This window comes from Phyllobacterium sp. RCAM01083, from assembly GCF_055685835.1.
On record NZ_JBVFZN010000005.1, the window covers coordinates 1,326,879 to 1,351,343 of the forward strand.

Below are 24,465 nucleotides of genomic sequence, written 5' to 3' on the forward strand. Positions count from 1 at the left end.
CGCAACTTCATTCACAATCACTTGCGATTCCGCATGAGAAGGATGAGAAACCCAATGACCAGCACCATCGACAGCCGTCTAAACGACCTTGGAATTACCCTGCCCGTAGCCGCCGCTCCGGCCGCAAACTATGTGCCCTTCGCACGCAGCGGCTCGCTGCTTCTCACCTCGGGGCAATTGCCGCTGGCCGGGGGCAAGCTGGTCCACACCGGCCTGCTCGGCATTGATGTCGATCTGGCGCAGGGCCAGGAAGCGGCAAAGGCCTGCGCCATCAATATCCTTGCCCAGGCAAAGGCCGCGCTCGGCGATCTCGAGAAGATCGAGCGTATCGTGAAAATCACGGTGTTTGTCGCCTCCTCGAAGGATTTCACCGAACAGCACCTCGTCGCCAATGGTGCGTCCGACCTGCTCGTGGCCGTGCTGGGCGACAAGGGCCGCCACGCCCGTTCCGCCGTGGGCACAGCGGTGCTGCCGTTGAATGCGCCGGTTGAAATCGAAGCGATCATCGAGGTCCGCTGATCATGGCATCACTGGAATGGCTGACAAAGACGCCCATTGCCCATCGCGGATTGCATGACCTCAACAAATCCCGCTGGGAGAATACGCTTTCAGCCTTTGATGCGGCGGCAAGTGCCGGCTTTGCCATCGAATGCGATGTGCATCTCTCGGCGGATGGCAAGGCTCTGGTGTTTCACGACGGCACGCTGGATCGTCTGGTTGCAAAGCCCGGCAACATTCATGATGTCACGGTGGCCGACGCCGCCGCGTTGCGGGTCGGCGGCACAAAGGACCACGTGCCAACACTCGCTGAGGCGCTCAAGCTCATTACCGGCCGCGTGCCGATCGTCATCGAATTGAAGGGTATTCCGGGAAGGGACGATGGTCTCGTCAAGGCAGTCGCGGAGGATCTGGCCGGGTATGAGGGCAATGCCGCCATCATGTCGTTCGACCATCACCTCATCCGGCTGTTCGGCAGGGACGCTCCGGGGATCCCGGCCGGGCTCACGGCGGAGGGTCTCGATGACAGCGATCTGGAGGCGCATTTCTCCATGCTCGCCCATGATATCGATTTCGTCTCCTACAATGTCCATCATCTGGAAAACCGCTTTGTCGGCTTCGTGAAGGGCAGGCTCGGCCTGCCCGTCATTTCATGGACGGTGCGCAGCCCCGCTGACAAGGCCAGGAGCGATGCGCATGTGGATCAGATTACGTTCGAGGGCTTCGATCCCCGCGCCGTTTGAAACACGGCGGTCATGCCGCGCTGCCTCTTGTATCGCCGGGTGGAATACCTAGTTTAATCAGAGGCAGCGAGGCGACTTTCATCCTGCCGGCAACGTCAGGAAACCAAGTTCAGCAATGTCAAATCTTGATCAGGGCGAGTTTACCTTGCGCGTCGGCGATGGAATCGGCGCGTTTACGCCGGAGGAATGGTCGCAGCTCTCGGGAACGTCGAGCGGCACGCCCGGTTACAATCCGTTTGTTTCGCACGCCTTTCTCTCCGCCCTTGAGGATTCCGGCTGCGTCGACCGCAAGTCCGGCTGGCTGCCGCAGTTCCTGCGCCTCGAGGATGCCGCTGGAACCGTCATCGGCGCGGTGCCGTGCTATCTGAAAGGCCACAGCCAAGGCGAATATGTTTTCGACCATGGCTGGGCGGATGCTTTCGAACGGGCCGGCGGGCGCTATTATCCCAAATTACAGGCCAGCATTCCCTTCACGCCCGCAACGGGCCCTCGCCTGCTTGTGCATCGGGACTGGGACGGTCCGGCTGTCCGGGCCGCGCTTGCCAATGGCCTGCGGCAGCTCACGGGACAGCTCGGGGTTTCATCCGCGCATTCAACCTTTGTGAATACAGACGATCTGCCGGCATTCAACGAAGCCGGTTTCCTGCATCGCATCGATCAGCAGTTTCACTTCTTCAACGAAGGCTATGCAACCTATGACGATTTTCTCGACAGTCTTGCCGCGCGCAAACGCAAGGCCCTGAAGCGCGAACGGCGCGAAGCGCTGGCCGATGGCATCTCCATCGACCGCCTCACCGGCAGCGCCCTGACCAAACCGGTCTGGGACGACTTCTTCACCTTCTATACGGACACCGGCAACCGCAAATGGGGCCGCCCCTATCTCAATCGGGAATTCTACCGGTTGATCGGCGAGCGCATGCCCGGCGACATCGTCCTGATGATGGCGCGGCGCGGCGGCCGCTACATCGCCGGAGCCATCAATTTCATCGGTTCCGACCGGCTTTTTGGCCGCCACTGGGGCTGCATCGAGGACCACCGGTTCCTGCATTTCGAGGTCTGCTATCATCAGGCCATCGATTTTGCCATTGAACGCAAGCTGCATGTGGTCGAGGCAGGCGCCCAGGGCGAGCACAAGCTGGCGCGCGGCTATCTGCCGGTCACCACCCATTCCGCCCACTATATCGCGCATGAGGGCCTGCGCCGCGCCGTCGCCGGTTTTCTCGAGCACGAGCGCAATGACGTTGCGCTGATGAGCGACGTGCTGAACGAACACGCCCCCTTCAAGAAATCCGACTGCTGAACACACCATTTGTCCGGGCACGCTTGACCTTGCGCTAGTGGAACGAATTTGACATTCGCATCCCATTTGACATCATCTGCAACATGCGAATGTCAAATTCAAAGTTCCACTAGAATTATATGCTTGCTAGTGGTCCTTTGATTCTGACATTTGCCAGAATGGCTTGTATCAAAGGGGTTGCAAATGTCAGAATCGGACCACTAGCACATGGCAAACATCCGATTCATCATTCAGGAAAGACGGGTGCCCCATGAGCCAGACCTATGACGACAACAATGTGTTCGCAAAAATCCTGCGCGGCGAGATTCCGTCCCACAAGCTCTATGAGGATGCCGACACCTATGCCTTCATGGATGTGATGCCGCAGGGCAAAGGCCACTGCCTGGTCATACCCAAGCAGCCCTCGCGCAACATCCTCGATGCCGCACCGGCCAGCCTCGCGGCCGCCATTGCCACGACGCAGAAGCTTGCGCGCGCCGTCAAGACTGCCTTTGACGCGGATGGCGTGACGGTCAGCCAGTTCAACGAACCGGCCTCGGGCCAGACGGTTTTCCACCTGCATTTCCATATTATTCCACGCTTTGAAGGCATTGCACTGAAGCCTCATACGGGTCAGATGGAAGATCACGGCGTGCTCGCCGCCAACGCTGACAAAATCAGACAGGCGCTCGCACAGGCCGCTTAGGCTGTCGCCATGGCAGGACGTGAGATCGTTCTGGCGGCGACAGCACGGCCCGATTTGTAAAGCAGGCCGGTACCGTACCAGCATATCAGCGCCACGCCGACGCCTGCGATGACATCGACGAGATGATGTCCTCCCTCGATCGGCGTGGCGATCAGGATAATGGTGTTCAATATCAGGATCGGCAGAAACCAGAACCGGACACCGGAAAAAGCCAGCACCAGCAGGACCGAGAGGGTCCCGTGATAGGACGGAAATGCGATCAGTCCTTTCATGGAGTAGAACGAAATCCACTGATCAACACCGGAGCGAAGATCAAAGAAGGTCTGCTTGTAGGCGAGATCCACCACCGGCCTGTGTATTTTCCAAATGGCATCGGCGGGTTTGATTGTCGCCAATGCTCCGGCTGAAGGCAGAACCGCCGAAATCAGGATGCACGCAAGGGCGCCCGCCATGACGGCTGCAACGAAGTGCTGCGCCCTTTTCGCATCCTCCATCACGCCGAGAATGATGACGGCGCAGGCGACTTGAGCCAACGTCGTCAGATAGGTGATCGAGAACAACAGACCCAGCCAGGGGTGATCGCCAACATATTGCGCATAGGCGAGCCAGTCGAAGCCAAGCAGAGCGTCAAGGCGCATAAGCGGCACGTCAACGGAGGGAAAATCAAGCGATGTCACCAGATAGCTCAGTACCGCCGCGGCAGCGCTGAAGGCCATGAGAATCGCCGTTTCAACGCACATCACACTCAGATGACGCACCGGCCGCTTTGCATGATAGATATAGGCCACGATGCTGCAGAGGCCCGTCAGGACGACCGCCTTCAAGGCACTGAAAGTGTCGAACCGGAAATCAGACACGGCAATCCACACCGCGTCGATCAGCAGTATTCCGGCAACGATCAATGCTTTCCAAAGGGTCTGACTCTTCGACCTCATCTGAACTCCCCGCACGAGCACTCCGGCAAACCTAGAGAGCGGGGATGTTTATCCCGTTAAGCGATTGGCTTAATCAAAGCTAAAAATTGAGAAAAAGCCCTATTATCAAGACGATCTCCGCCGCGATCACACTGACGATCACATGGCGGCCCAGGCGCAGATAAGCCAGAAACCCGACAGCGGCGGCACCAATGCGCAGGAACACCGAGGACTCGGCCAGCGCCCCGCTGGGATAGAGAATGAGCTGGGCGATGACACCCGCAACGAGCGCCGTTGCAACGGCACGCACCGCGATGAGCGCGTCGGAATCCTCGCGCACGCGGCCGCCGATGAGCACACCCAGATAGCGCCAGATATCCGTGGGCAGCCAGCCCGCCAGCAGGATGAAGAGATAGGGCCACCACCAGTCGGTCAGGCTATGCCAGGTCATGCTGCGCGCCCCCTCGCCCACCGCACATAGCCCATCGTCACCGCGCCGCCGGCAAAGCCCGTCAGCAGCAGATCATAGGCCGCTGCCAGGTGATGAATGAGCGGGAACAACGCGAGGCCCGATACCATAGCCACGTGAACAGACCGGTCGCGCGCCGATCCCCACAGCGACGTCAGAAAATACATCGGCGTCAGGAAGAACAGCGCGGCGAAAACAATCGGCGGAAAATCCGTCGACAGAAAATAGACCAGTGCCACCACGAGCGAGTTGGTCACGGTCAGCGTGATGCCGAGCCCGGCGAAGTAGCTGACGCGCATATCGCGCGGAATGTGGCGGAATCGCTCCATGCCCATGACCCAGGCGGTGACGGCAATGAAATGCGACAGCAAAAGCAGCGTGATCCTGCGCGTCTTCGGCCCGCGCATTTCCGGGATGAAGGCGGCGACCATCGGCATGAGACGGATCGACGACAGGGTGACCGCAACCGCCGCCCCTATCAGCGAATAACCGCCGGAAATTGCGCCGATCAGGACGATATTGGCCGGAAGCGCCCAGATCGTCGCGACCATGAAGGTTGCCTGCAGCAGCGACACGCCATTCTCGCTGGCAAAACCGGCAAAGCCCACATGCGCCGTCATCAGAATGAAGGCCGGGATGCTGAAGATCATCGCCATGCCGGACAGAAACCAGGAGAACCGCGTTCTCACGGTGTCGTCTGCCGGCGTCTGTGATGAAGAAAATTCGGAATCGCCCATGATTCAACCGATAGCCCGATCCTGCCATGCCAGCAAGAAAAAGGCCGCCCGGAGGCGGCCTTTTCGTTACTTCTTGCGCGGCACCTTGGGCACTGATGCCTTGCCGCGCGATGGCGGCGTTGGCTCGTCGGCGATGGAGGGACCGGCCGTCACTTTTTCAAGTATCGGCTTCTTCGGTGCAGGCTTCTTCTTCGCCACCGGCTTTTTCTCGACCGCGATTTCCTGCTTCGGCTTCACCGCCACTTCGTCGGCGATATAGTCAAGCACGAGACCCTTGGAACCGTCGGCCTTCTCGGCAACCGAGACGACAACGGTACCGCCCTTCTTCAGCCTGCCAAACAGCACTTCGTCAGCCAGCGGCTTCTTGATGTGCTCCTGAATGACGCGGCCGAGCGGGCGGGCGCCCATACGGTCGTCGTAACCCTTTTCGGCCAGCCAAGCGATTGCCTCAGGCTTCAGATCAAACGTCACGCCGCGATCGGCAAGCTGTGCCTCAAGCTGGATGACGAATTTCTGGACCACCTGATGGATGACCGGGATCGGTAGCGGACCGAACGGAATGATGGCATCGAGACGGTTGCGGAACTCCGGCGTGAACAGCCGGTTGATCGCTTCCATGTCATCGCCTTCACGACGCGAGGAGCCGAAGCCGATGGCCGAACGTGCGGCATCGGAAGCACCCGCATTGGTTGTCATGATCAGGATGACATTGCGGAAATCGATCTGCTTGCCGTTGTGATCCGTCAGCTTGCCGTGATCCATGACCTGCAACAGGATGTTGAACAGATCCGGATGGGCCTTTTCGATTTCATCGAGCAGCAGCACGCAATGCGGATGCTGATCGACGCCATCGGTCAGAAGACCGCCCTGGTCGAAACCGACATAGCCGGGAGGTGCACCGAGCAGGCGCGAAACCGTGTGACGCTCCATATATTCCGACATGTCGAAACGCAGGAGTTCCACGCCGAGCGACAGCGCCAGCTGCTTGGCAACTTCGGTCTTGCCGACGCCGGTCGGACCCGAGAACAGGTAGGAGCCGATCGGCTTCTCCGGTTCGCGCAGGCCGGCACGGGCCAGCTTGATCGAGGAGGACAGAGCTTCGATTGCAAGGTCCTGACCGTAAACGACGCGCTTCAGTTCGGCCTCGAGATTGGACAGAACCGCTTCGTCATCCTTGGACACCGTCTTCGGCGGGATGCGGGCCATCGTGGCAATGGTTGCCTCGATTTCCTTCACGCCGATGGACTTCTTGCGCTTTCCTTCCGGCAGCAGCATCTGGCTGGCACCTGTCTCGTCGATCACATCGATTGCCTTGTCGGGCAATTTGCGGTCGTTGATATAGCGTGCCGACAGTTCCACCGCCGATTTGATCGCTTCCACCGTGTACTTGACCTTGTGAAAGTCCTCGAAATACGGGCGAAGACCCTTCATGATCTCGATGGCATCCGGGATGGACGGCTCATTGACGTCGATCTTCTGGAACCGCCGGACAAGCGCCCTGTCCTTCTCGAAGAACTGGCGGAATTCCTTGTACGTCGTCGAGCCGATGCAGCGGATCGCACCGGACGACAACGCCGGCTTCAGGAGGTTCGACGCATCCATTGCGCCGCCCGACGTAGCTCCGGCACCGATGATCGTGTGAATCTCGTCGATGAACAGGATCGCACCCGGAAACTCTTCGAGCTCCTTGATGACCTGCTTCAGACGCTCTTCGAAATCACCGCGATAGCGTGTTCCGGCCAGCAATGTGCCCATATCGAGCGAAAACACCGTGGCGTCGGCCAGGACCGACGGCACCTTGCCTTCGACGATCCGCTTGGCAAGACCTTCGGCGATGGCTGTCTTGCCCACGCCTGGATCACCCACATAAAGCGGGTTGTTCTTGGAACGGCGGCACAGAATCTGGATCGTCCGGTTGATTTCCTGATCGCGGCCGATCAGCGGATCGATCTTGCCGGCTTTCGCGCGGTCGTTCAGATTGTTGCAGTAGGCCGTCAGGGCGTCCTGCTTCTTCTTCGTTGCACCCTCTTCCGACTCGGAAGCGTGGTTTTCTTCATTGTTGCTCTCCGTACCCAGCGGGGTGCGCGGCTCGGATGCGCCGGGGCGCTTCGAGATGCCATGGGAGATGTAGTTGACCGCGTCGTAACGGGTCATCTGCTGTTCCTGCAGGAAGAACGCCGCATGGCTTTCCCGCTCGGCGAAAATAGCGACGAGAACGTTGGCGCCGGTGACTTCTTCACGGTTGGAGGATTGAACGTGAATAACGGCGCGCTGGATGACGCGCTGAAACGCGGCAGTTGGTTTTGAATCCTCGTCATACCCGGTGACAAGGTTGTCCAGTTCGTGATCGACATAGTCGGTCACCGTGCGGGTCAGCTGTGCGAGGTCAACATTGCAGGCGCGCATGACACTGCTCGCGTCCTGATCATCGATGAGTGCGAGGAGCAGATGCTCCAGCGTCGCATATTCATGATGATGCTCGTTCGCGATTGTCAGCGCCTGATGGAGGGCCCGCTCCAGACTAGGTGAGAAAGATGGCATGAAACCTCACTTTTTCTCCATCACGCATTGTAGCGGATGTTGGTTTTGCCGCGCATAGTCCATGACTTGGGTCATCTTGGACTCCGCGACCTCATAGGTAAAGACGCCGCACTCTCCGACTCCATGATTATGCACATGAAGCATGATGCGTGTGGCATCTTCTTTGTTTTTCTGGAAAAAGCGTTCCAGAACATGAATGACGAATTCCATGGGGGTGTAATCGTCATTCAGGAGCAACACCCGGTAAAGACTCGGCTTCTTCAGCTTAGGCTTGGTACGTGTGATGACAGCCGTTCCCCGGCCGGGGCCATTGCCGCTGCCTTTGTCTTCATCTTGCATTGTTGGTGCAAACCGCTTCATCTCTTCCAATACCCGCATTTGGTGGTCATGTGTTGCCCTGTGCATTCTATGTAGGTCGCAACGCGCTGATTTTAAGCCCTCTCACAAAGCATGCAATATCACTCGGCCCGTTTTCGGGCGCGCAAATAAAAAAAGTCCGGTTGCACGCGCAACCGGACCTTTCGCAAGCCGCCAATAAGGCTGGATTTATTTGGTAACCTTGGCAACTGCCGCCTCGTAGGGCTTGTAGGCTTCCTTGGCGAGGTCGGCATAGAGTTCGCCGAACTTGGTTGCCTGGGCAACAAAGGCTTCATAGGCCTTCTTGGAGAATGCGGTGTGCGCTTCGTAGAGCTGTTCGACCGACTTGGTCGTGCCGAGCTTTTCAACAAGTGCCGTGCCGTCTTCGAAGGACTTCTTCGAATATTCAGCCGCTTCATTGGCGATTGTCTGCAAACCCTGCGACAGGACCGAAACGCTCTTCATCGAGTTGTTGACGAATTCCTTGCTGGATTCACTCAGAGTTTCGAATGGGCTGGCCATGATAAATCCTTCCATGGATTAAATTTCTGCGTAGCCGTATTTAGTGTGCACTGCACAAAAAGTCAATTTTTTTGTGCATTGCAATAATTTCCGACAATTTTAAACAACGCAATGCCGCGGAATTCGTGAACATTCCGGTTACCATAAACAGTTTGGTAACGCTGTTGCGGGTAATGTTCGACGATCCGTACCTGACGAAACATTACGTCAGTCAAATTCCATATACGCTTCAGTATGAGCAGGTGTTGATTGTGCTTTATCCAGCCCGCCAAGGTTCCAGACTTTTTACCAGACTTACCCATACATTCCTGGCTTTGGCGCTCGCTTCCGGAATAGGCCTGACACAGACACCCAGGGCAGAAGCATCCTCGAAGGCATCGGCCATCGTGGTGGATGCCAACACCGGCAAGACGCTCTACTCGTCCAATGCCGATGCCCAGCGCTTTCCCGCGTCCCTCACCAAGATGATGACGCTGTACATGCTGTTTGAAGCGATGGAAGCCGGAAAGGTCTCGAAGTCGACACCCATTCCCGTTTCCGCCTATGCCGCCGGCCAGCCGCCGACAAAGATCGGCTTCAAGCCCGGCCAGACCATCAGCGCGGAAGCGGCCATTCTCTCCGTCATCACCAAATCGGCCAACGACTCGGCGACGGCCATCGGCGAATATCTCGGCGGTTCGGAACAGCGCTTTGCCCAGATGATGACCAACAAGGCGCGCCAGCTCGGCATGCGCAACACCACCTTCCGCAACGCCTCGGGCCTGCCCAATCCGCAGCAGCGCTCGTCGGCGCGCGACCTTGCCCTGCTCGGCATCGCCCTGCGCGAGCATTTCCCGCAATATTATGATTATTTCTCCACCCGCAGCTTCAGCTATCGCGGCCGCCGCATCGCCGGTCACAACCGCCTGCTCGGCAAGGTGCGCGGTGTTGATGGCATCAAGACCGGCTACACCCGCGATTCCGGCTTCAACCTCGTTTCGTCGGTGAATGTCGACGGCAAGAAGATGGTTGCGGTCGTGATGGGCGGCACCAGCGGCGGCGCCCGCGATGCGCAGATGGCCAAGCTGATCGAACAGTACCTGCCCGGCGCCTCGCGCCGTGACGGCGGCAATCTGCTGGCCTCGCGCAAGAACAGCAAGGTTCAGGTTGCAGCCGTCGAACTGCCTGAAGACGACGATGCGCCGATGCCGACACAGCGTGCGGAAGTCGTTGCGAAAACCAGCAATGTCGTGACGGCCTATGCCTCCGCCCCGGCCCAGTCGCCAGCCGCGCAGATCCTGACCGTTCCGACCCCGACCGCACGCGCTGCGGCAGCCGAATCCGACGATGAGGCAGAGGTCGATCCGGTCACCACCGCTTCGGCTTCGGACAAGGGTACGGCCAGCGGCTGGATGGTGCAGATCGGGTCGATGGGCAGTGCCGACGAAGCCAAGGCGATCCTTGCCCGCGCGGCATCAGAAGTCGGCGGTTCGCTTGCCACCCTGTCGCCCTACACCGAAAAATTCCAGAAGGGTTCGGCAACCTATTACCGCGCCCGCTTTGCCGGCATTGCCTCAGCCAAGGCTGCAAACAATGCCTGCACCGCGCTGAAGCGTCAAAACTACCACTGCTTTGCAATTGCGCCCCAATCGTAAGGCAGTGATCTGAAAGACCCAGTTTGTACAGAGTTGAGGGTTTTGCGAATGTCGAGTGTCAATGATTTCCATGGTTCTGCCGGTGCTGCCGGCAAGGAATCCCGGTCGCTCTTTGGCGGTATGCACGCGTTGCAGCAGGCGGCGCAGCGCCTTGCCGATCTGCGGCGCGGCAACGCAGCGTTCAAGACGATGGACCTGGTGAACGTGCTGCTGTGCCAGGCGGCGAGAACGCGCCGCGCGGCCATGCCTGCCGTGCGCTTGCACATCCGCACCGCCGGTCACAATGGCGTGACCGCAGTCCGCCTCAAGGTTTCCTGAGAGTTCGGATCTAGAGCAGCCCCAGCGACGCCAGTTCGTTGCGCAGTTCCGGCGGCAGTTTGGCCCGGCCCTTGCCCTGCCCCTCATCAGCCGGTGCATCCTCGCTTGTCAGATAGCGCCAGCCCTGGAATGCCCGCCGCGGCTGCCATTCCGTCGCGATGATGCGCGGATCCAGCACCAGATGGCAGCGTGAAATCCCCTCGTCATCGGTGAAGGTGCGAATGTCCGTCAGTATCTGGCGGCATTGGATGTTGCCCTTGATCACCCAGTAGAGCGATCCACCGGCCAGCAATTCCTCCACGCGCTTGGGAACCATGCGCGTCGTATGGAACTGTTCGGGCGACAGGCCGGCACGCCTGCGCTCATCCAGGCGAAAATCGATCCACGCCGCGAGATCTTCGATCGCAGTGCAGCCGACACAAAGTTTGACGAGATTGAGAGCCATGCAGGAGATTTGACGCTTTCAGGCGGCAAGGTCAACCGAAACCGGCGGGTTCTCCACAAAGCGCCGGCGGGAAGCATGGCGATGCCGCCCGCCGGCGAAAGTCTCAGTGACCGGTTGCGGGTATGGCCGCCCCGCCGCCCGGTTGCCGTTTGACCGCCGGGGCATGAACGTCCGCCGCAACGACCGGCACCTCGACGCCCTTGGCGTCATAGAGCTTGCCGTTGAGGAAATAGTCGCCGTCATGCAATTGCGCGATGTCCTGATAGCGCAGCACCCGCTCGGTACCGGCGACGAAGACCGACTGCTGGTCCGAATTGCCCGCGGTCAGATGGTTGAACACGATGTTCAGCGCAATCGCCATGAGCGCGGCCGAACTGATGCCGGAATGGAAGATCGTGGCGAACCATGTGGGGAAATGATCGTAAAAATTCGGCGATGCAATCGGGATCATGCCGAACCCCAGCGACGTCGCGACGATGATGAGGTTCATGTTGTTGGCATAGTCGACCTTGGACAGCGTGCGGATGCCGCTGGCAGCCACGGTCCCGAAGAGCACGAGCCCCGCGCCGCCAAGGACGGCACTCGGCACCGCCGCAACGATGCGTCCCATGACGGGCAGCAAACCCAGGGCGACGAGGAACACGCCGCCTGTCGCCACCACATAGCGGCTCTTGATGCCGGTCACCGCAACCAGCCCGACATTCTGGGCAAAGGCGCTCTGCGTGAATGAGCCGAACACCGGCGCGATCAGGCTCGACAGCATGTCGGCGCGCAGACCATCGCCGAGACGGCGCGAGTCCACCTTGGTCTCGATGATCTCACCAACCGCCAGAATGTCGGCCGATGTTTCGACCAGCGTGACCATGATCACGATGAACATGGAAATGATGGCTGCCACCTGGAAGGTCGGATACCCCCACTGAAAGATCGTCGGCAGGGCGATGAACGGCCCTTCGCTCACCTTGGAGAAGTCGGTCATGCCCAATGCCAGCGCAATCAGGGTGCCGATGACGATGGCCAGCAGGATCGACAGCCGTGAAATCCGGGCACTGCCGACCTTGCTGAGCAAAAGCACGATGACAAGGGTCACCGCCGCCAGCTCGATATTGGCCATGCTGCCGAAATCCGGCGCCTTGCTGTTGCCGCCCATCGCCCAGCGCGCGGCAACCGGCATCAGGGTCAAGCCGATGGTGGTGATGACGATCCCGGTGACCAATGGCGGGAAAAACCGGGTAATCCTGGAAAAGACCGGTGTGATCAGCAGGCCGATGAACGAGGCGACCATGACGGCGCCCAGCACCGCCTCGATGCCGCCATTGCCTGTGATGGCGACCATGGTCGCCACGCCGGAAAACGACACGCCCTGAACGAGCGGCAAACGGCAGCCGAAAAAGGGCAGGCCCATCGTCTGTAGGATTGTCGCCAACCCGCCGGCAAACAGCGACGCGGTGATCAAAAGGCCGATGTCGTTCGATGACAGCCCTGCCGCCTGGCCAAGGATCAGCGGAACGGCAATGATGCCGCCATACATGGTCAGAACATGCTGAAAGCCATAGGCCATATTGGCCGCCAGCCCCAGATTCTCGTCCTCCGGACGGTCCTCTGGCGTATTTTCATTCAATCGTGATGCCAAGGTAGTGTCCTCCCAATACCTTTATGCAGCCCAACCAAACATTGCTGATCGGGCGGGAGGAAAACTATGGCAGCTTTTTGGGATTTGACTGTATCTGATTTATTGAAAGTGTTTTCGGCTGCGTGCGGGTATTGCACGCGCCGGTTCAATCAATCTCAGCACTCCACGACATTGACCGCAAGACCGCCAAGGCTGGTTTCCTTGTAACGCTCGTTCATGTCATTGCCGGTCTGGCGCATGGTTTCGATGCAGGCGTCGAGCGGCACGAAATGCGTGCCATCCCCCTTGATCGCCAGGGATGCGGCCGTCACCGCCTTGACCGCGCCCAGCGCATTGCGCTCGATGCAGGGAACCTGGACGAGACCGGCCACGGGATCGCAGGTCATGCCGAGATGGTGCTCGAGCGCAATCTCAGCCGCATTCTCGATCTGCGCGGCATTGCCGCCCATAACGGCAGCGAGCCCGGCCGCCGCCATGGCCGAGGCAGAGCCCACCTCGCCCTGACAGCCGACTTCCGCGCCTGATATCGAGGCATTGTGCTTGATGACGCCGCCAATGGCCGCCGATGTCAGCAGGAAATCGCGAATACCATCCGCGTCGGCATCGTCATGGAAATGCAGATAGTAGCGCAGCACAGCGGGAACCACGCCCGCAGCGCCATTGGTCGGCGCGGTGACGACGCGTCCGCCGGCAGCGTTCTCCTCGTTCACCGCCATGGCGTAGACGGACAGCCAGTCATTGGCCAGCAGCGGATTCATGCGGTTCTGCCGCCATTCCTCCTGCAGGCGGTCATGCAGATAACGGGCGCGGCGCTTGACCTTGAGGCCGCCCGGCATGATGCCTTCCTGCTCCAGCCCGCGATCGATGCAGGAGCGCATGGCCGACCAGATGCGATCAAGACCGGCGTTGAGCTCATCCCGGCTCATGAAGACTTCTTCGTTGCGGCGTTTCATTTCCGCGATGGAGAGCCCGCTCTCCGCGCTCATGGCCAGCATCTGGGCCGCGTTCTTGAACGGGAACGGCACGGGATGTTCGGGTTTTGGTGCGGTGCGGGTCTTCGCGCTTTCCAGCTCTTCCTCGGTGACGACGAAGCCGCCGCCGATCGAATAGAAGATGCGGCGCAGAAGCAGGCGTTCATCCGCATCATAGGCTTCGAAGGCCATGCCGTTGGCATGCCCCGGCAGCGGCGTCCTGCGGTCCATGATCAGATCGGTTGCCGGATCGAAGCGGTAGGCGGGATGCCCCTCGGGACGAATACGTTTTTCCTGTTTGACGGTCTCAAGCAGCGCATCCATCTGGTTGGGATCGACCGTCGCGGGCAGAAGGCCGCAGAGGCCAAGGATCACCGCCCGGTCCGTCGCATGACCAATGCCCGTGAACGCCAGCGATCCATGCAGATGCACGCGCAGGCGATCCACCCTCACGCCGGTCGGGCGTGGCCATTGCCCGTTCTTCAACTCTTCGAGGAACAGGCTGCCGGCGGTCATCGGGCCCATCGTATGGGAACTCGAAGGACCAATGCCGATTTTATAAAGATCGAAAACCGACAGGAACATCCGGCTACCTCAAACAGTGAAATTGCATCGCGCTATAATGGCTGCTCCAAGACATAAGCCGAAGCCAGCCACCGACCTAGCGTTGTGTTTCTACGACATGCCGGACCAAAGAAAAAGGGTGCAGACGCACTGCACCCCTCCATCAGAAATTTATTCCGGCTCAACTGGACTGGAGCCTGATTTTTTATCAGTGCATCGCGATGAGATAGGTCACCAGCATGATCACTGCGAAACCGACAACTGCCCAGGCGGTGATGCCCCAGCAGGACTTTTGAACGCTATCGTCCATGAATTTTGTATTTCCCTGTTGCTCTCGGAAGGACACGATTCTGTCGAAACGCTCCCTCCCTGGGAACGCGGGTATATCCGTCCATGCCGTCCTTCGCAACGCCAAAGATGGCAAAATCAGGGCGGCGCGGCGCATGGCTGCGTTGTTCTGGCCGCATGACTTCAATGATTTCAATGCGTTAAAGAAAGCTTCAGCGCGCTGCGCCGTTTACGATTGGGGTAAATTCGTGTTGAGTGAATCTGCAAACTGAGTCATGTGTTTGTGCACGTCTTTGCCTCACACCGAGAGAGCCCGCATGGAACCCGCACGCTTTATGTCCTACTGGCTCGATGCGCTGGCCCTTGTCTATTTCTTTGGCGTGTGGGTGCTCTATTCGCGCACCACGGACAAGGGATTTCTCAACCGGCGCTCGCTGACATCGGAAATGAATCTCGCCCGGCGGCAATGGATGACCACCATGTCGAGCCGCGAACTGCGCATGATCGACACCAGCATCATGATCGGCCTGCAGCAGGGCACCGGCTTTTTTGCGTCAACATCGATTCTCGCCATCGGTGGCTGTTTCGGCCTGCTGAATTCATCCGGCCGGGTGGTCACGCTGTTCCACGATATCCCCTTCCTCGGCGAGACGACCGAGCGGCTGTTTGAAACCAAGGTTCTCGGTCTGCTGGTGCTCTTCGCCTATGCCTTTTTCAAATTCGCCTGGGCTTACCGTCTGTTCAACTACTGCTCGATCCTGATTGGCGGCGTGCCCATGGCGCGCGACAAGGCGCCGGATGATCCGCAGGTCATTGTCAGCGTCAACCGGGCGGCGGAGATCAACATCCTGGCCGGCCAGCACTTCAACAGCGGACTGCGCGGCATCTTCTTTTCCATCGGCTATCTCGGATGGTTTCTCGATCCGCTGCTGTTCATGATCACGACGAGCCTTGTGGCGGTTGTGCTGTTGCGCCGTCAGTTCTTCTCCAATGCCCGCGACGCGCTGATGCGCAACAATGCCAATGCGGATTCATAGGCTGCGCGGCAGATAGCGCCAGACGACGACGGCGGTGAAGACCATCAGCGTGCCCAGGGCGATGAAGATCGCGCCAAGGCTGAAGAATGTCAGGATGATCGAATAGAAGAATGCCGGAAGGAGCTCGGAAAAATCGAGATAGGTCCGGTAGACCGAGGTCATCTGCGCCCGTTCGTGCGGGTGAACCGCGCGAATGAAGGTGGTCGAGGCCAGCGTATCCAGCGCAACGCAGAAAAACGCCCCGGCAAGCAGCATGAGCGCCGCGATCATCGGGAATTTCTCACCCGCCAGCCCGGCGCCGGCCAGCGCAATGGCCAGAAGGATGAAAACGCCTGATATCGTCCGCATCAGCCCCTTGGCCATGCCGACCTTGCCCCACAGGATCGATCCCAGCAGGAACAGGTTGCCGAGGGAGACGAGCAGGCCGCCCGCCAGCTTGCCCTGGCCCGTCGCCACCATCAGGATCGGCCCGTAGACGAAGAACGTGCTCCAGTAGCACGACCGCGAAAACGCGATGAGCCAGGCGAGCCGCAGCCGTGGCTGCGCGACAAACCGCCGGACATTGGCAATCGGATTGGCGGCCCGGCTCGGCCCCTTCTGCAGGGCGGGATTGTCGCTGAGGCGAAAATACCAGAACAGCGTCAGAAGCAGCAGGGAAAAGCCGATCGACAACAGGAACGGCGCGATCATGCCGATGGTGCTGTAGAGAAAGACGCCGAGGAACGGCCCGGCCGTCCAGGCAAAGGTCGCCGTCGCCATGCGCACGGACTCGGCGCGGACGAGTTCGCCCTTCTTGATATGGTCCATGATGTAGAGGCTGAGCGTGATGGACAGTGCACCTGCCCCGAACGTGCGCAGGAACAGCCCCGCCGCCTGCCCCGGCACGGTGTCGAGCGCGAAGGCGCAGCAGCCCAGGATCAGCGAGGTGGCGCCGGCCGTATAGACCCAGCGGCGCGGGATGCGGACGATCAGCAGCGGAATCGACAGGGTGACCATCAGCCCCAGCATCGACATGCAGGTGTAGAGGATGCTGACGCTGCGTTCACTCTGCAGCAGGTCGTAGGTCTGGATCGGCACCACGCTGGTGATGATCGCCCGGGCCATCGACTCGATGCCAAACAGGATCGCAAACACCCGGGCTGTCGGACGTTTGGCCGTGCTGATCCAGATGGGATGGCGAACTTGATTGATCACTGGCTTGGCTATCGGGGAAATGCTGATTCGAGCGCCCCCTGACATTGGAGCGCGAAACCATGGATAGCAGTCAATCAAGCGACATTATATGTCTGTTTCGCAGAAACCTTTGAAACAAGTGCGAAATATGCGGCGTGATGCGTGCCGGAAACACATGGATTTTGTGTTGCAACTCCCCTAGCCTGTCAGGAGTTGCAATCATCGAGATTCCCGCATGAGCCAGACCGAGACGCTTGCCCCGCCCGCCAAATCCCGTCTCGGCAGGCTTGATGTGCTGCGCGGTATCGCGCTCATTGCCATGGCGACCTATCACACGGGCTGGGATTTCGAGTTCTTCGGCTACATGGAGCCCGGCACCACGGGCCATGGCGCTTGGAAGCTTTATGCCCGCATCATTGCCTCGACCTTTCTGGTGCTTGTCGGTTTCAGCCTCGTGCTGGCCCATCGCAACGGTATCCGCTGGCGCTCTTTCGGCATCCGCCTGGCGCAGATCGTTGCGGCATCCCTCGCCATCACCCTCGTCACCCGGTACATCACGCCGGACAGTTTTGTGTTCTTCGGCATCCTGCATGAGATTGCCGCCGCCAGCGTGCTCGGCCTGTTGTTTCTGCGCCTTCCCGCCATTGTCATCGCTGCCGCAGCCGCGGCCGTCATCGCCGCACCGCATTACCTGACCTCCGCTGCATTCGACGCACCGGCGCTCTGGCCGCTCGGCCTGTCGGAAATGCCCATCCGTTCCAATGATTACGTGCCCATTTTCCCGTGGTTCGGCCCGGTCCTGGCGGGCATGGCCCTCGCCAAGACAATGCTGCACCTCGACCGGATGCGCATTTTCGCCGGAACCATCCGTCCGGCCTGGCTCGACTGGGGATTGCGGTTCATCGGCCAGCATAGCCTGGCGTTCTATCTGATCCATCAGCCGGTGCTGATCAGCTGCGTTTTCCTGATCGCGCAGGTGTTTCCACCAGCCACGCTTACACCGCACGAGGTTTTCGACCGGGAATGCACCCGTAGCTGCTCGGTGGACAATGACAGGGCGTTCTGCGAACGTTTTTGCACCTGCACGGTGGGTCAGCTGGAGACCCAGAAGATTTTCGATGATGTCTATACGGGCAAGCGCAACCAGGACAATGACCCGCAGATACAGGACATCACCGGCATGTGCACGCAGGAAGCGATGCAGCCCTGATCGAAATTTTCATCGGCAGTTGCAGTGTGCGTGGTTCGACAAGCTCACCATGAGGAAGGTCGAGAGTTGCGGGGGAGCCTTATTCCGCGACGTTCGCGATTGGCATACAGCCAACCCACCACCCTCATGGTGAGCTTATCGAACCACACAGCACGAACCATGCAGAAGGATATTACCAGCTCTCAGGTATTAACGCCCAGTTCCGCCAGCCGTTCGATGCAGGCTTCTTCAACCTGATCGAGTTCGGCCAGGGTTTCCTCGATGTCACGGCGCTTCTGCCGCAGGTCGCCGCGCTTTTCCTCGACGCGCTTCATCAACAGGTGCAGTTGACCCATTTCTCCCGGCGGCTCGCGGTACATCTGCACGATCTCGTGGATTTCCGCGATGGAAAAACCGAGCCGCTTGCCGCGCAGGATCTGCTTGAGCAGATGCCGGTCCGATGGCCGGAACAGGCGCGTGCGCCCGCGGCGGACGGGGTGGATCAGCCCCTCATCCTCATAGAAGCGCAATGTCCGGGTGGAAACGCCGAACTCCCGCGTCAGCTCAGTAATGGAATAATATTCGCGCATGACAGACATTGCTCTGATTTTTCTTACTATTTCACATGGATGTTTGGCCACGCAATTACGTAAAAGTCAATTGTACCTTTGTTAGCATAAATGAACGTTAGTCTCAAATGCCGGGAAATCAGCTGTCAGGCCAGTCCGAACCACCAGGTTGCCAGTCCCAGGAACGAGAAAAACCCGACAACATCGGTCACGGTGGTGACAAAGACAGCCGACGAAATGGCGGGATCGGCCCCGAACTTGTCGAGCAGCAGGGGAATCAGAATACCGCCGAGGGCAGCGGCCATCATGTTGATGATCATGGCCGAGGCGATGATCCCGCCAAGTTCGGCATTGTGGAACCAGAAGCCGGCAACCATGCCGATCAGCACGGCGAACACCATGCCATTGATCAAGCCGACCGAGGCCTCGCGCCGGATGATGCGGCCCGCATTGTAGATATCCATGTCGCGTGTCGCCAGCGCGCGCACGGTCACAGTCATGGTCTGGGTCGCCGCATTGCCGCCCATGGAGGCAACGATGGGCATCAGCACCGCCAGCGCCACCATCTGCTGGATGGTGCCGTCAAACAGCCCGATGATGGAGGCGGAGAGAAACGCCGTGAACAGGTTGACGACCAGCCAGGGCGTGCGCGAGCGCGAGGTGGAGAGAACGGAGTCGGACAGTTCTTCGTCGCCGACGCCGCCGAGGCGCATGATGTCCTCCTCGGCCTCCTCCTGGATGACGTCGACGATGTTCTCGATGGTCAGCACGCCGACGAGCCGTTCATTCTCGTCGACAACGGCGGCGGACAGCAGGTCATACTGCTCGAAAATCTGTGCCGCCTCTTCCTGGTCCATCGTCGCGGGTATGGCATGGCGCGTCTCGTGCATGATCTCATCGATCTTGCTGTCGCGGCCTGCGCGCAGGATGCGGTCGAGATCGATGGCACCGAGCAGCCGGAACATCGGATCGATGACGAAAATCTGCGAGAAGGATTCCGGCAGGTCGGCATTGTTGCGCATGTAGTCGATGGTCTGGCCAACGGTCCAGAACGGCGGCACGGCGACGAACTCCGTCTGCATGCGGCGTCCGGCGGTTTCTTCCGGATAGCCGAGCGAACGGCGCAGGCGCACGCGCTCGGTGAACGGCAGCTGCGCCAGAATCTCGTCGCGGTCTTCCTGGTCGAGATCTTCCAGGATGTAGACGGCATCGTCGGAATCCAGGTCCTGAACCGCTTCAGCGATCTGCTGATTCGGCATGGCATCGACGATTTCGAGGCGCACGGCCTCGTCGACTTCGGTCAGCGCGGCAAAATCGAATTCATCGCCAAGCAGTTCAACGAGCGCCGCGCGCTGCTCCGATTGCAGCGCTTCAAGAACGTGGCCCAGTTCGGACTGGTGCAGTTTGCCGACATGGGAACGCAGGAACAGAACATCACGATCCGCAATGGCGGCGCCGACACGGGCGAGATAGGACGAGCGGACGGCACCGTCTTCGCCGTAAATGTCGACGTCCCGCTCGTCATCGGCGGGCGGAGGCAATGTTTCCGTTTCGTCCATCGATCCGCACCTGCCTTCCCGACACGACTTGCACCATACAGTGTCAGTTAACGCATAACCCCCGAAATCCAAATCGATTTCTCCGGGGATTGCGCGTCAATTCAGAAGGTTATTCCCCCTGCGGGATCGTGTGCGCGGCGCAGCCGGGTCAGGCGGCGCTGTCTTCCCAGCCGCTGATGGCCTTGACCTCAAGGAAGTCTTCCAGCCCCCAGTGACCGCCTTCGCGGCCGATGCCGGACTGCTTGTAGCCGCCGAACGGGGCGTCCGCCTTGTGCGACGCGCCGTTGATGCGCACCATGCCCGCACGCAGCTGTTTCGACACGCGCTTGATCCGCTCGCGATCGCCCGACTGGATATAGGCGGCAAGACCGTATGGCGTATCGTTGGCGATTTCGACGGCTTCTTCTTCCGTATCGAACGGGATCATCGCCAGTACCGGCCCAAAGATTTCCTCACGGGCAATCGTCATGTCGTTGTTCACATCGGCGAACACCGTCGGACGGACGAAATAGCCGCGATTGAAGCCTTCCGGGCGGCCGGTGCCACCGGCGATCAGGCGTGCACCTTCCTTGATGCCCTGTTCGATCAGCCCCTGCACCTTGTTGAACTGCGCCTCAGAGACGAGCGGGCCCATATGATCGCCGTCCTGCGCGGGATCACCGACAACGGTCGCCTTCGCCGTGGCGGCGGCCACCTCAGTCGCCTTGTCGTAGACCGAGCGTTCCACCAGCATGCGCGTCGGCGCATTGCAGGACTGGCCCGTATTGTTGAACACGTGCAGGACGCCGCGCGTTACCGCCGCTTCCACATCGCTGTCGGCGAAAACGATGTTGGGCGACTTGCCGCCGAGTTCCAGCGATACGCGCTTGACCGTATCGGCAGCAGCCTTGGTCACGGCAATGCCGGCACGGGTCGAGCCGGTGAAAGACATCATGTCGATGCCCGGATGCGCCGACATGACAGCACCCACGGACGGACCATCGCCATTGACCATGTTGAACACACCGGCGGGAAGGCCCGATGCATCGATGATTTCAGCAAAAACCACCGACGAAATCGGCGCGATTTCCGAGGGCTTCAGCACCACGGTGCAACCGGCGGCGATGGCAGGCACGACTTTCAGCACAACCTGGTTCATCGGCCAGTTCCACGGCGTGATCAGGCCGCAGACGCCGATGGGCTCATAGGCGATCCGCACATTGGGGTTGTGCTCGTCGAGCGGACGTTCGAATTCGAAACTCTTCAACGCCCGCATGAAGGCCTTGAGGTGGCCGGTGCCCGAGGCTGCCTGCTCTTCCAGCGCCATCTTGATCGGCGCGCCCATTTCGGAAGAGATGGCCTGCGCCATGTCATTGATGCGCGTCTCGTAGACGGCGGTCAGGCGCTCGAGCCAGGCAATGCGCTCCTCGCGGCTTGTCAGGCTCCAGGTGGCGAATGCCTTGCGCGCGGCGGCAACGGCGGCATCGACATCGGCGGCCGAGCCCATTGAAATGACGGCGAATGGCTGCTCGTCGGCAGGATTGATGACATCAAGATCCTTTGCCACGGCCGGAGCGGTCCATTTTCCATTGATATAGAAATCGGTCTTGCGAAGCATGGTTGGTCTCCTGCCTGGTGCTGTCGGATTGGGTTGGTTCAGGGGCGGATGTGCATCCGTTGGACTGTTGGTGTAGCGGATGAATGGACCGGCAGCCAACAGGAATATCGAACAAAGAGGCGAAAATAGCGGCGCGCTGGCGTCTGATCGTCATTTCCTGCGGTGGTGGAAGGCACGCCCGATGCGCAGGAAATTGCCGAGCATGGCGTGGCCATATTCCGTCAGCACCGACTCCGGATGGAACTGCACCCCGAATGTCGGGTGCTCCCGGTGGGCAAGCCCCATGATCTCGCCCCTGTCGGAGCGGGCCGTTACGGTGAGCGATGCATTGTCCTCGTCCGCAACGACAATCAGCGAATGATAGCGCCCCGCCTTGAACGGGCTCGGCAATCCCTTGAAAACGCCCGTTCCGTCATGCTGGATCAGCGACGAGCGGCCATGCATGGGTTCCTGCGCCCGCAGCACCGCGCCGCCAAACGCTTCGCCGATACACTGGTGGCCAAGGCATATGCCGAGAATGGGAATGCTGCCGCTGAAGGCTTCGATGATGGCGAGCGACTGCCCCGCTTCATGCGGCCCGCAGGGACCCGGCGAGATGACCAGAGCCGCGGGTTGCAGCGTTTCGATGTCAGCGACGGTGATTGCGTCGTTGCGCACGACGCGTGTTTCCTCGCCGAGCTCGGCAAAATAGCGTGCCACGGTGAAAACGAAGGAATCATAATTGTCGATGATGAGGATCATGAGCCGGCATCTCCGGCCATGTCGAACACATCGAAAATCCGCGCCGCCTTGTCGAGCGTCTCCTGATACTCCGCTGCGGGATCGGAGAGCGCCGTGATGCCGCCGCCCGCCTGGAACACCACCTTGCCGCCCTGGAACAGCACGGTGCGGATGGCGATGTTGGTGTCCATATTGCCGTTAAAACCGAAAAAGCCGATCGAGCCGCAATAGACACCGCGCGCGCCCTGTTCCATCTCGGTGATGATTTCCATCGCCCGCAGTTTGGGCGCACCGGTGATGGACCCGCCGGGAAACGCCGCGCGGATCAGGTCCGGCAGTGATTTTTCGTCCGCCAGACGCCCGGTGACGACCGACACCAGATGATGCACGCTGGCATAGGATTCCAGCCCGCACAGCACGGGCGTGAGCACGGAATGGGGATTGCAGACCCGCGACAGATCATTGCGCATGAGGTCGACGATCATCAGGTTTTCGGCGCGATCCTTTTCCGAGGCGAGCAAGGTCTCCGCATGCCGCCGGTCGGTATCCGGGTCGGCCGAGCGCGGCACCGTGCCCTTGATCGGCCGTGTCTGCACGTCCCGGCCCCGAACGGAAAGAAACCGCTCCGGCGAACTCGACGCGATGACCAGATCATCGTGCTCCAGATAGGCGGCAAATGTCGCGGCATTGCGCTGGCGCAGCGCCTTGTAGAAGGCCCAGACGGGATAGTTTTCGGGAAGATCGGCGATAAAGCGTTGCGCGATATTGGCCTGGAAAATATCGCCATCGAGAATGTATTCGACAACTTTCGCCACCGCCTGCATATAGGCTTCGCGCGTGAAATTGGATTGCCAGATATTGCGCGCAACGCGTGGCCGCGCGGAGTCTTGCGTGTTCACCGGCTTCTCGAGCGCCGCGAGAAAGACATGAGCGCGTTCGGCGGCACGCCTTTCATCCGCCTGTTCGGGCAAACCGGACGAGACGAGCCAGACCCGTTGCGTCAGGTGATCGAAGGCAAGCACGACATCATGAAAATGCCAGATGGCGTCGGGCACATCGCCCTGCGACTGTTTGCGCGGTTCTGGAAGATTTTCCAGCAACCGTCCGAATTCATAGGAGAAATAGCCGATAGCTCCGCCATGGAATGGCGGAAGACCAGCCTGATCGTCGAGGCGGAAACGTTTGAGATACTGGGAAAGAGCCTCCAGCGGGCCGAGATCCAGTGGCTGATCGTTCCAGCTGGCCGCACCATCCCGGACCGCCAGCGTGCCGAAGGGATCGGCCGCCACATAGGAATAGCGGCCAAGCTGGTCGTGCCGCATGGCACTGTCAAGGAAGCTCAGCCCGCCGAACGGCTTCAGGCGTTCGGCAGCGTCGACTGGTTCCAGCCAGGGGATTTCACGGATGTACATCCGTTGTCAGCCTTTCCCGAACGATGGCGTTACCCGCTCTTGCGGGTGGAAAGAAGTATACTTGTCTCGGTCAGGGTGATTCCGTCAATATGCCTGATGTCGCGCAGGGTGTGATCGAACGCTTCCAGCGTCTCCACCTCGATCTCCGCAACAATATCCCAGCGGCCGTTGGTGGTATGCAGCGCGCGGATTTCCGGAAAGCCCTGCAGGCGGCGGATGACCTTTTCCGCGCCCTGCCCGGCCACTTCGATCATGGCGATGGCGCGAACGCCATAAACGCCGGCACCCGCCTTCAGCGTCACGGTAAAACCCTGAATGGTGCCATCGGTCGTCAGCTTGTCGACGCGGGCCCGCACGGTGGCGCGCGAAATGCCGAGCAGCGTTGCCATCGACGAGACGGGCATGCGGCAGTCATCGCGCAGCAGTGACAAGAGGCGGCGGTCAAGATCATCCATGTCTGTTCCAATTTGTACAATTGAGATGCGCAAACTGCGCATTAAGTAGCGCATTTCTATCAGGATGCTGTCTATTTGTCACCGTCTCGGGGTGGCAGTATACTGGCTGCGCCGGTGAATCCCCCGGCTTCATTT

24 protein-coding genes are annotated in these 24,465 nt (G+C 59.8%); 8 read left to right on the forward strand and 16 right to left on the reverse strand.

What is annotated here, in order from left to right:
• Nucleotides 1–54: 54 nt before the first annotated feature.
• The 4 genes from ACZ25R_RS13230 (at nucleotide 55) to ACZ25R_RS13245 (ending at nucleotide 3,226) form a co-directional block, all read left to right on the forward strand.
• Nucleotides 55–519 (forward strand): RidA family protein, encoded by a 465-nt coding sequence (locus tag ACZ25R_RS13230; RefSeq protein ID WP_403173757.1) that lies wholly within the window; start codon nucleotides 55–57, stop codon nucleotides 517–519.
• 2 nt (nucleotides 520–521) lie between these two features.
• Nucleotides 522–1,241: a glycerophosphodiester phosphodiesterase gene (locus tag ACZ25R_RS13235; protein ID WP_472461225.1), complete on the forward strand. Its 720-nt coding sequence runs from the start codon at nucleotides 522–524 to the stop codon at nucleotides 1,239–1,241.
• Between the two features lie 115 nt (nucleotides 1,242–1,356).
• The gene (locus ACZ25R_RS13240; RefSeq protein WP_472461226.1) at nucleotides 1,357–2,541 is read left to right on the forward strand and encodes a GNAT family N-acetyltransferase; all 1,185 of its coding nucleotides are present in this window, start codon (nucleotides 1,357–1,359) and stop codon (nucleotides 2,539–2,541) included.
• A gap of 250 nt (nucleotides 2,542–2,791) precedes the next feature.
• On the forward strand, nucleotides 2,792–3,226 hold the full coding sequence (locus ACZ25R_RS13245; protein ID WP_472461227.1) for an HIT family protein: 435 nt from the start codon (nucleotides 2,792–2,794) through the stop codon (nucleotides 3,224–3,226).
• On the opposite strand, the gene ACZ25R_RS13250 is transcribed toward ACZ25R_RS13245, so the two are convergent.
• The 6 genes from ACZ25R_RS13250 to ACZ25R_RS13275 form a co-directional block, all read right to left on the reverse strand.
• Nucleotides 3,223–4,161 (reverse strand): phosphatase PAP2 family protein, encoded by a 939-nt coding sequence (locus tag ACZ25R_RS13250; protein WP_464660206.1) that lies wholly within the window; start codon nucleotides 4,159–4,161, stop codon nucleotides 3,223–3,225. The genes ACZ25R_RS13245 and ACZ25R_RS13250 overlap by 4 nt on opposite strands.
• Nucleotides 4,162–4,240: 79 nt before the next feature.
• A complete protein-coding gene (locus tag ACZ25R_RS13255; RefSeq protein WP_223615043.1) occupies nucleotides 4,241–4,591 on the reverse strand; it encodes an AzlD domain-containing protein in 351 nt (116 codons plus the stop codon).
• A complete protein-coding gene (locus ACZ25R_RS13260) occupies nucleotides 4,588–5,229 on the reverse strand; it encodes an AzlC family ABC transporter permease (protein WP_472462488.1) in 642 nt (213 codons plus the stop codon). The genes ACZ25R_RS13255 and ACZ25R_RS13260 overlap by 4 nt, the downstream gene beginning before the upstream one ends.
• A gap of 183 nt (nucleotides 5,230–5,412) precedes the next feature.
• Nucleotides 5,413–7,887, reverse strand: a complete 2,475-nt coding sequence (clpA, locus tag ACZ25R_RS13265) for an ATP-dependent Clp protease ATP-binding subunit ClpA (protein WP_346308441.1) — start codon at nucleotides 7,885–7,887, stop codon at nucleotides 5,413–5,415.
• A 6-nt stretch (nucleotides 7,888–7,893) separates the two neighbouring features.
• Complete coding sequence (clpS, locus tag ACZ25R_RS13270; protein ID WP_105733146.1) at nucleotides 7,894–8,247, reverse strand: ATP-dependent Clp protease adapter ClpS; 354 nt, start codon at nucleotides 8,245–8,247, stop codon at nucleotides 7,894–7,896.
• A 186-nt stretch (nucleotides 8,248–8,433) separates the two neighbouring features.
• Nucleotides 8,434–8,766, reverse strand: a complete 333-nt coding sequence (locus ACZ25R_RS13275; protein ID WP_464660199.1) for a phasin family protein — start codon at nucleotides 8,764–8,766, stop codon at nucleotides 8,434–8,436.
• Between the two features lie 173 nt (nucleotides 8,767–8,939).
• Here ACZ25R_RS13275 and ACZ25R_RS13280 point away from each other — a divergent pair, with 173 nt between their 5' ends.
• Entirely contained in the window at nucleotides 8,940–10,400 is a 1,461-nt protein-coding gene (locus ACZ25R_RS13280) for an SPOR domain-containing protein (RefSeq protein ID WP_464663247.1), read from the forward strand.
• A gap of 48 nt (nucleotides 10,401–10,448) precedes the next feature.
• The gene (locus ACZ25R_RS13285; protein ID WP_464660197.1) at nucleotides 10,449–10,718 is read left to right on the forward strand and encodes a hypothetical protein; all 270 of its coding nucleotides are present in this window, start codon (nucleotides 10,449–10,451) and stop codon (nucleotides 10,716–10,718) included.
• 10 nt (nucleotides 10,719–10,728) lie between these two features.
• Here the strand turns inward: ACZ25R_RS13285 and ACZ25R_RS13290 are convergent, their stop codons facing one another.
• From ACZ25R_RS13290 to ACZ25R_RS13300, 3 genes are all read right to left on the reverse strand, one after another.
• Nucleotides 10,729–11,163, reverse strand: coding sequence for a DUF1489 family protein (locus ACZ25R_RS13290; protein WP_105732907.1), 435 nt, complete (start codon nucleotides 11,161–11,163; stop codon nucleotides 10,729–10,731).
• Nucleotides 11,164–11,266: 103 nt separating this feature from the next.
• The gene (locus ACZ25R_RS13295; RefSeq protein WP_472461228.1) at nucleotides 11,267–12,796 is read right to left on the reverse strand and encodes a nucleobase:cation symporter-2 family protein; all 1,530 of its coding nucleotides are present in this window, start codon (nucleotides 12,794–12,796) and stop codon (nucleotides 11,267–11,269) included.
• A 155-nt stretch (nucleotides 12,797–12,951) separates the two neighbouring features.
• Nucleotides 12,952–14,352 (reverse strand): L-serine ammonia-lyase, encoded by a 1,401-nt coding sequence (locus tag ACZ25R_RS13300; protein WP_472461229.1) that lies wholly within the window; start codon nucleotides 14,350–14,352, stop codon nucleotides 12,952–12,954.
• Nucleotides 14,353–14,936: 584 nt separating this feature from the next.
• Here ACZ25R_RS13300 and ACZ25R_RS13305 point away from each other — a divergent pair.
• Entirely contained in the window at nucleotides 14,937–15,656 is a 720-nt protein-coding gene (locus ACZ25R_RS13305; protein WP_464660191.1) for a DUF599 domain-containing protein, read from the forward strand.
• Here the strand turns inward: ACZ25R_RS13305 and ACZ25R_RS13310 are convergent.
• A complete protein-coding gene (locus ACZ25R_RS13310; RefSeq protein ID WP_403173723.1) occupies nucleotides 15,651–16,850 on the reverse strand; it encodes an MFS transporter in 1,200 nt (399 codons plus the stop codon). The two genes, ACZ25R_RS13305 and ACZ25R_RS13310, sit on opposite strands and share 6 nt — an antisense overlap.
• 214 nt (nucleotides 16,851–17,064) lie before the next feature.
• On the opposite strand from ACZ25R_RS13310, the gene ACZ25R_RS13315 reads away from it, so the two are divergent.
• Nucleotides 17,065–18,039, forward strand: a complete 975-nt coding sequence (locus ACZ25R_RS13315) for a heparan-alpha-glucosaminide N-acetyltransferase (RefSeq protein WP_472461230.1) — start codon at nucleotides 17,065–17,067, stop codon at nucleotides 18,037–18,039.
• A 182-nt stretch (nucleotides 18,040–18,221) separates the two neighbouring features.
• Here ACZ25R_RS13315 and ACZ25R_RS13320 read toward each other — a convergent pair whose 3' ends face one another.
• The 6 genes from ACZ25R_RS13320 to ACZ25R_RS13345 all read right to left on the reverse strand — a co-directional run bounded on the left by ACZ25R_RS13320 (nucleotide 18,222) and on the right by ACZ25R_RS13345 (nucleotide 24,330).
• Nucleotides 18,222–18,608 (reverse strand): MerR family transcriptional regulator, encoded by a 387-nt coding sequence (locus ACZ25R_RS13320; RefSeq protein ID WP_105733149.1) that lies wholly within the window; start codon nucleotides 18,606–18,608, stop codon nucleotides 18,222–18,224.
• A gap of 125 nt (nucleotides 18,609–18,733) precedes the next feature.
• Nucleotides 18,734–20,146, reverse strand: coding sequence for a magnesium transporter (gene mgtE, locus ACZ25R_RS13325; RefSeq protein WP_223615051.1), 1,413 nt, complete (start codon nucleotides 20,144–20,146; stop codon nucleotides 18,734–18,736).
• Nucleotides 20,147–20,294: 148 nt separating this feature from the next.
• A complete protein-coding gene (locus tag ACZ25R_RS13330; RefSeq protein ID WP_472461231.1) occupies nucleotides 20,295–21,743 on the reverse strand; it encodes an aldehyde dehydrogenase family protein in 1,449 nt (482 codons plus the stop codon).
• 150 nt (nucleotides 21,744–21,893) lie between these two features.
• Complete coding sequence (locus ACZ25R_RS13335; RefSeq protein ID WP_472461232.1) at nucleotides 21,894–22,484, reverse strand: anthranilate synthase component II; 591 nt, start codon at nucleotides 22,482–22,484, stop codon at nucleotides 21,894–21,896.
• Nucleotides 22,481–23,875, reverse strand: a complete 1,395-nt coding sequence (pabB, locus tag ACZ25R_RS13340) for an aminodeoxychorismate synthase component I (RefSeq protein WP_472461233.1) — start codon at nucleotides 23,873–23,875, stop codon at nucleotides 22,481–22,483. The genes ACZ25R_RS13335 and pabB overlap by 4 nt, the downstream gene beginning before the upstream one ends.
• Before the next feature lie 29 nt (nucleotides 23,876–23,904).
• A complete protein-coding gene (locus tag ACZ25R_RS13345; RefSeq protein ID WP_105732917.1) occupies nucleotides 23,905–24,330 on the reverse strand; it encodes an Lrp/AsnC family transcriptional regulator in 426 nt (141 codons plus the stop codon).
• Nucleotides 24,331–24,465: the final 135 nt, after the last annotated feature.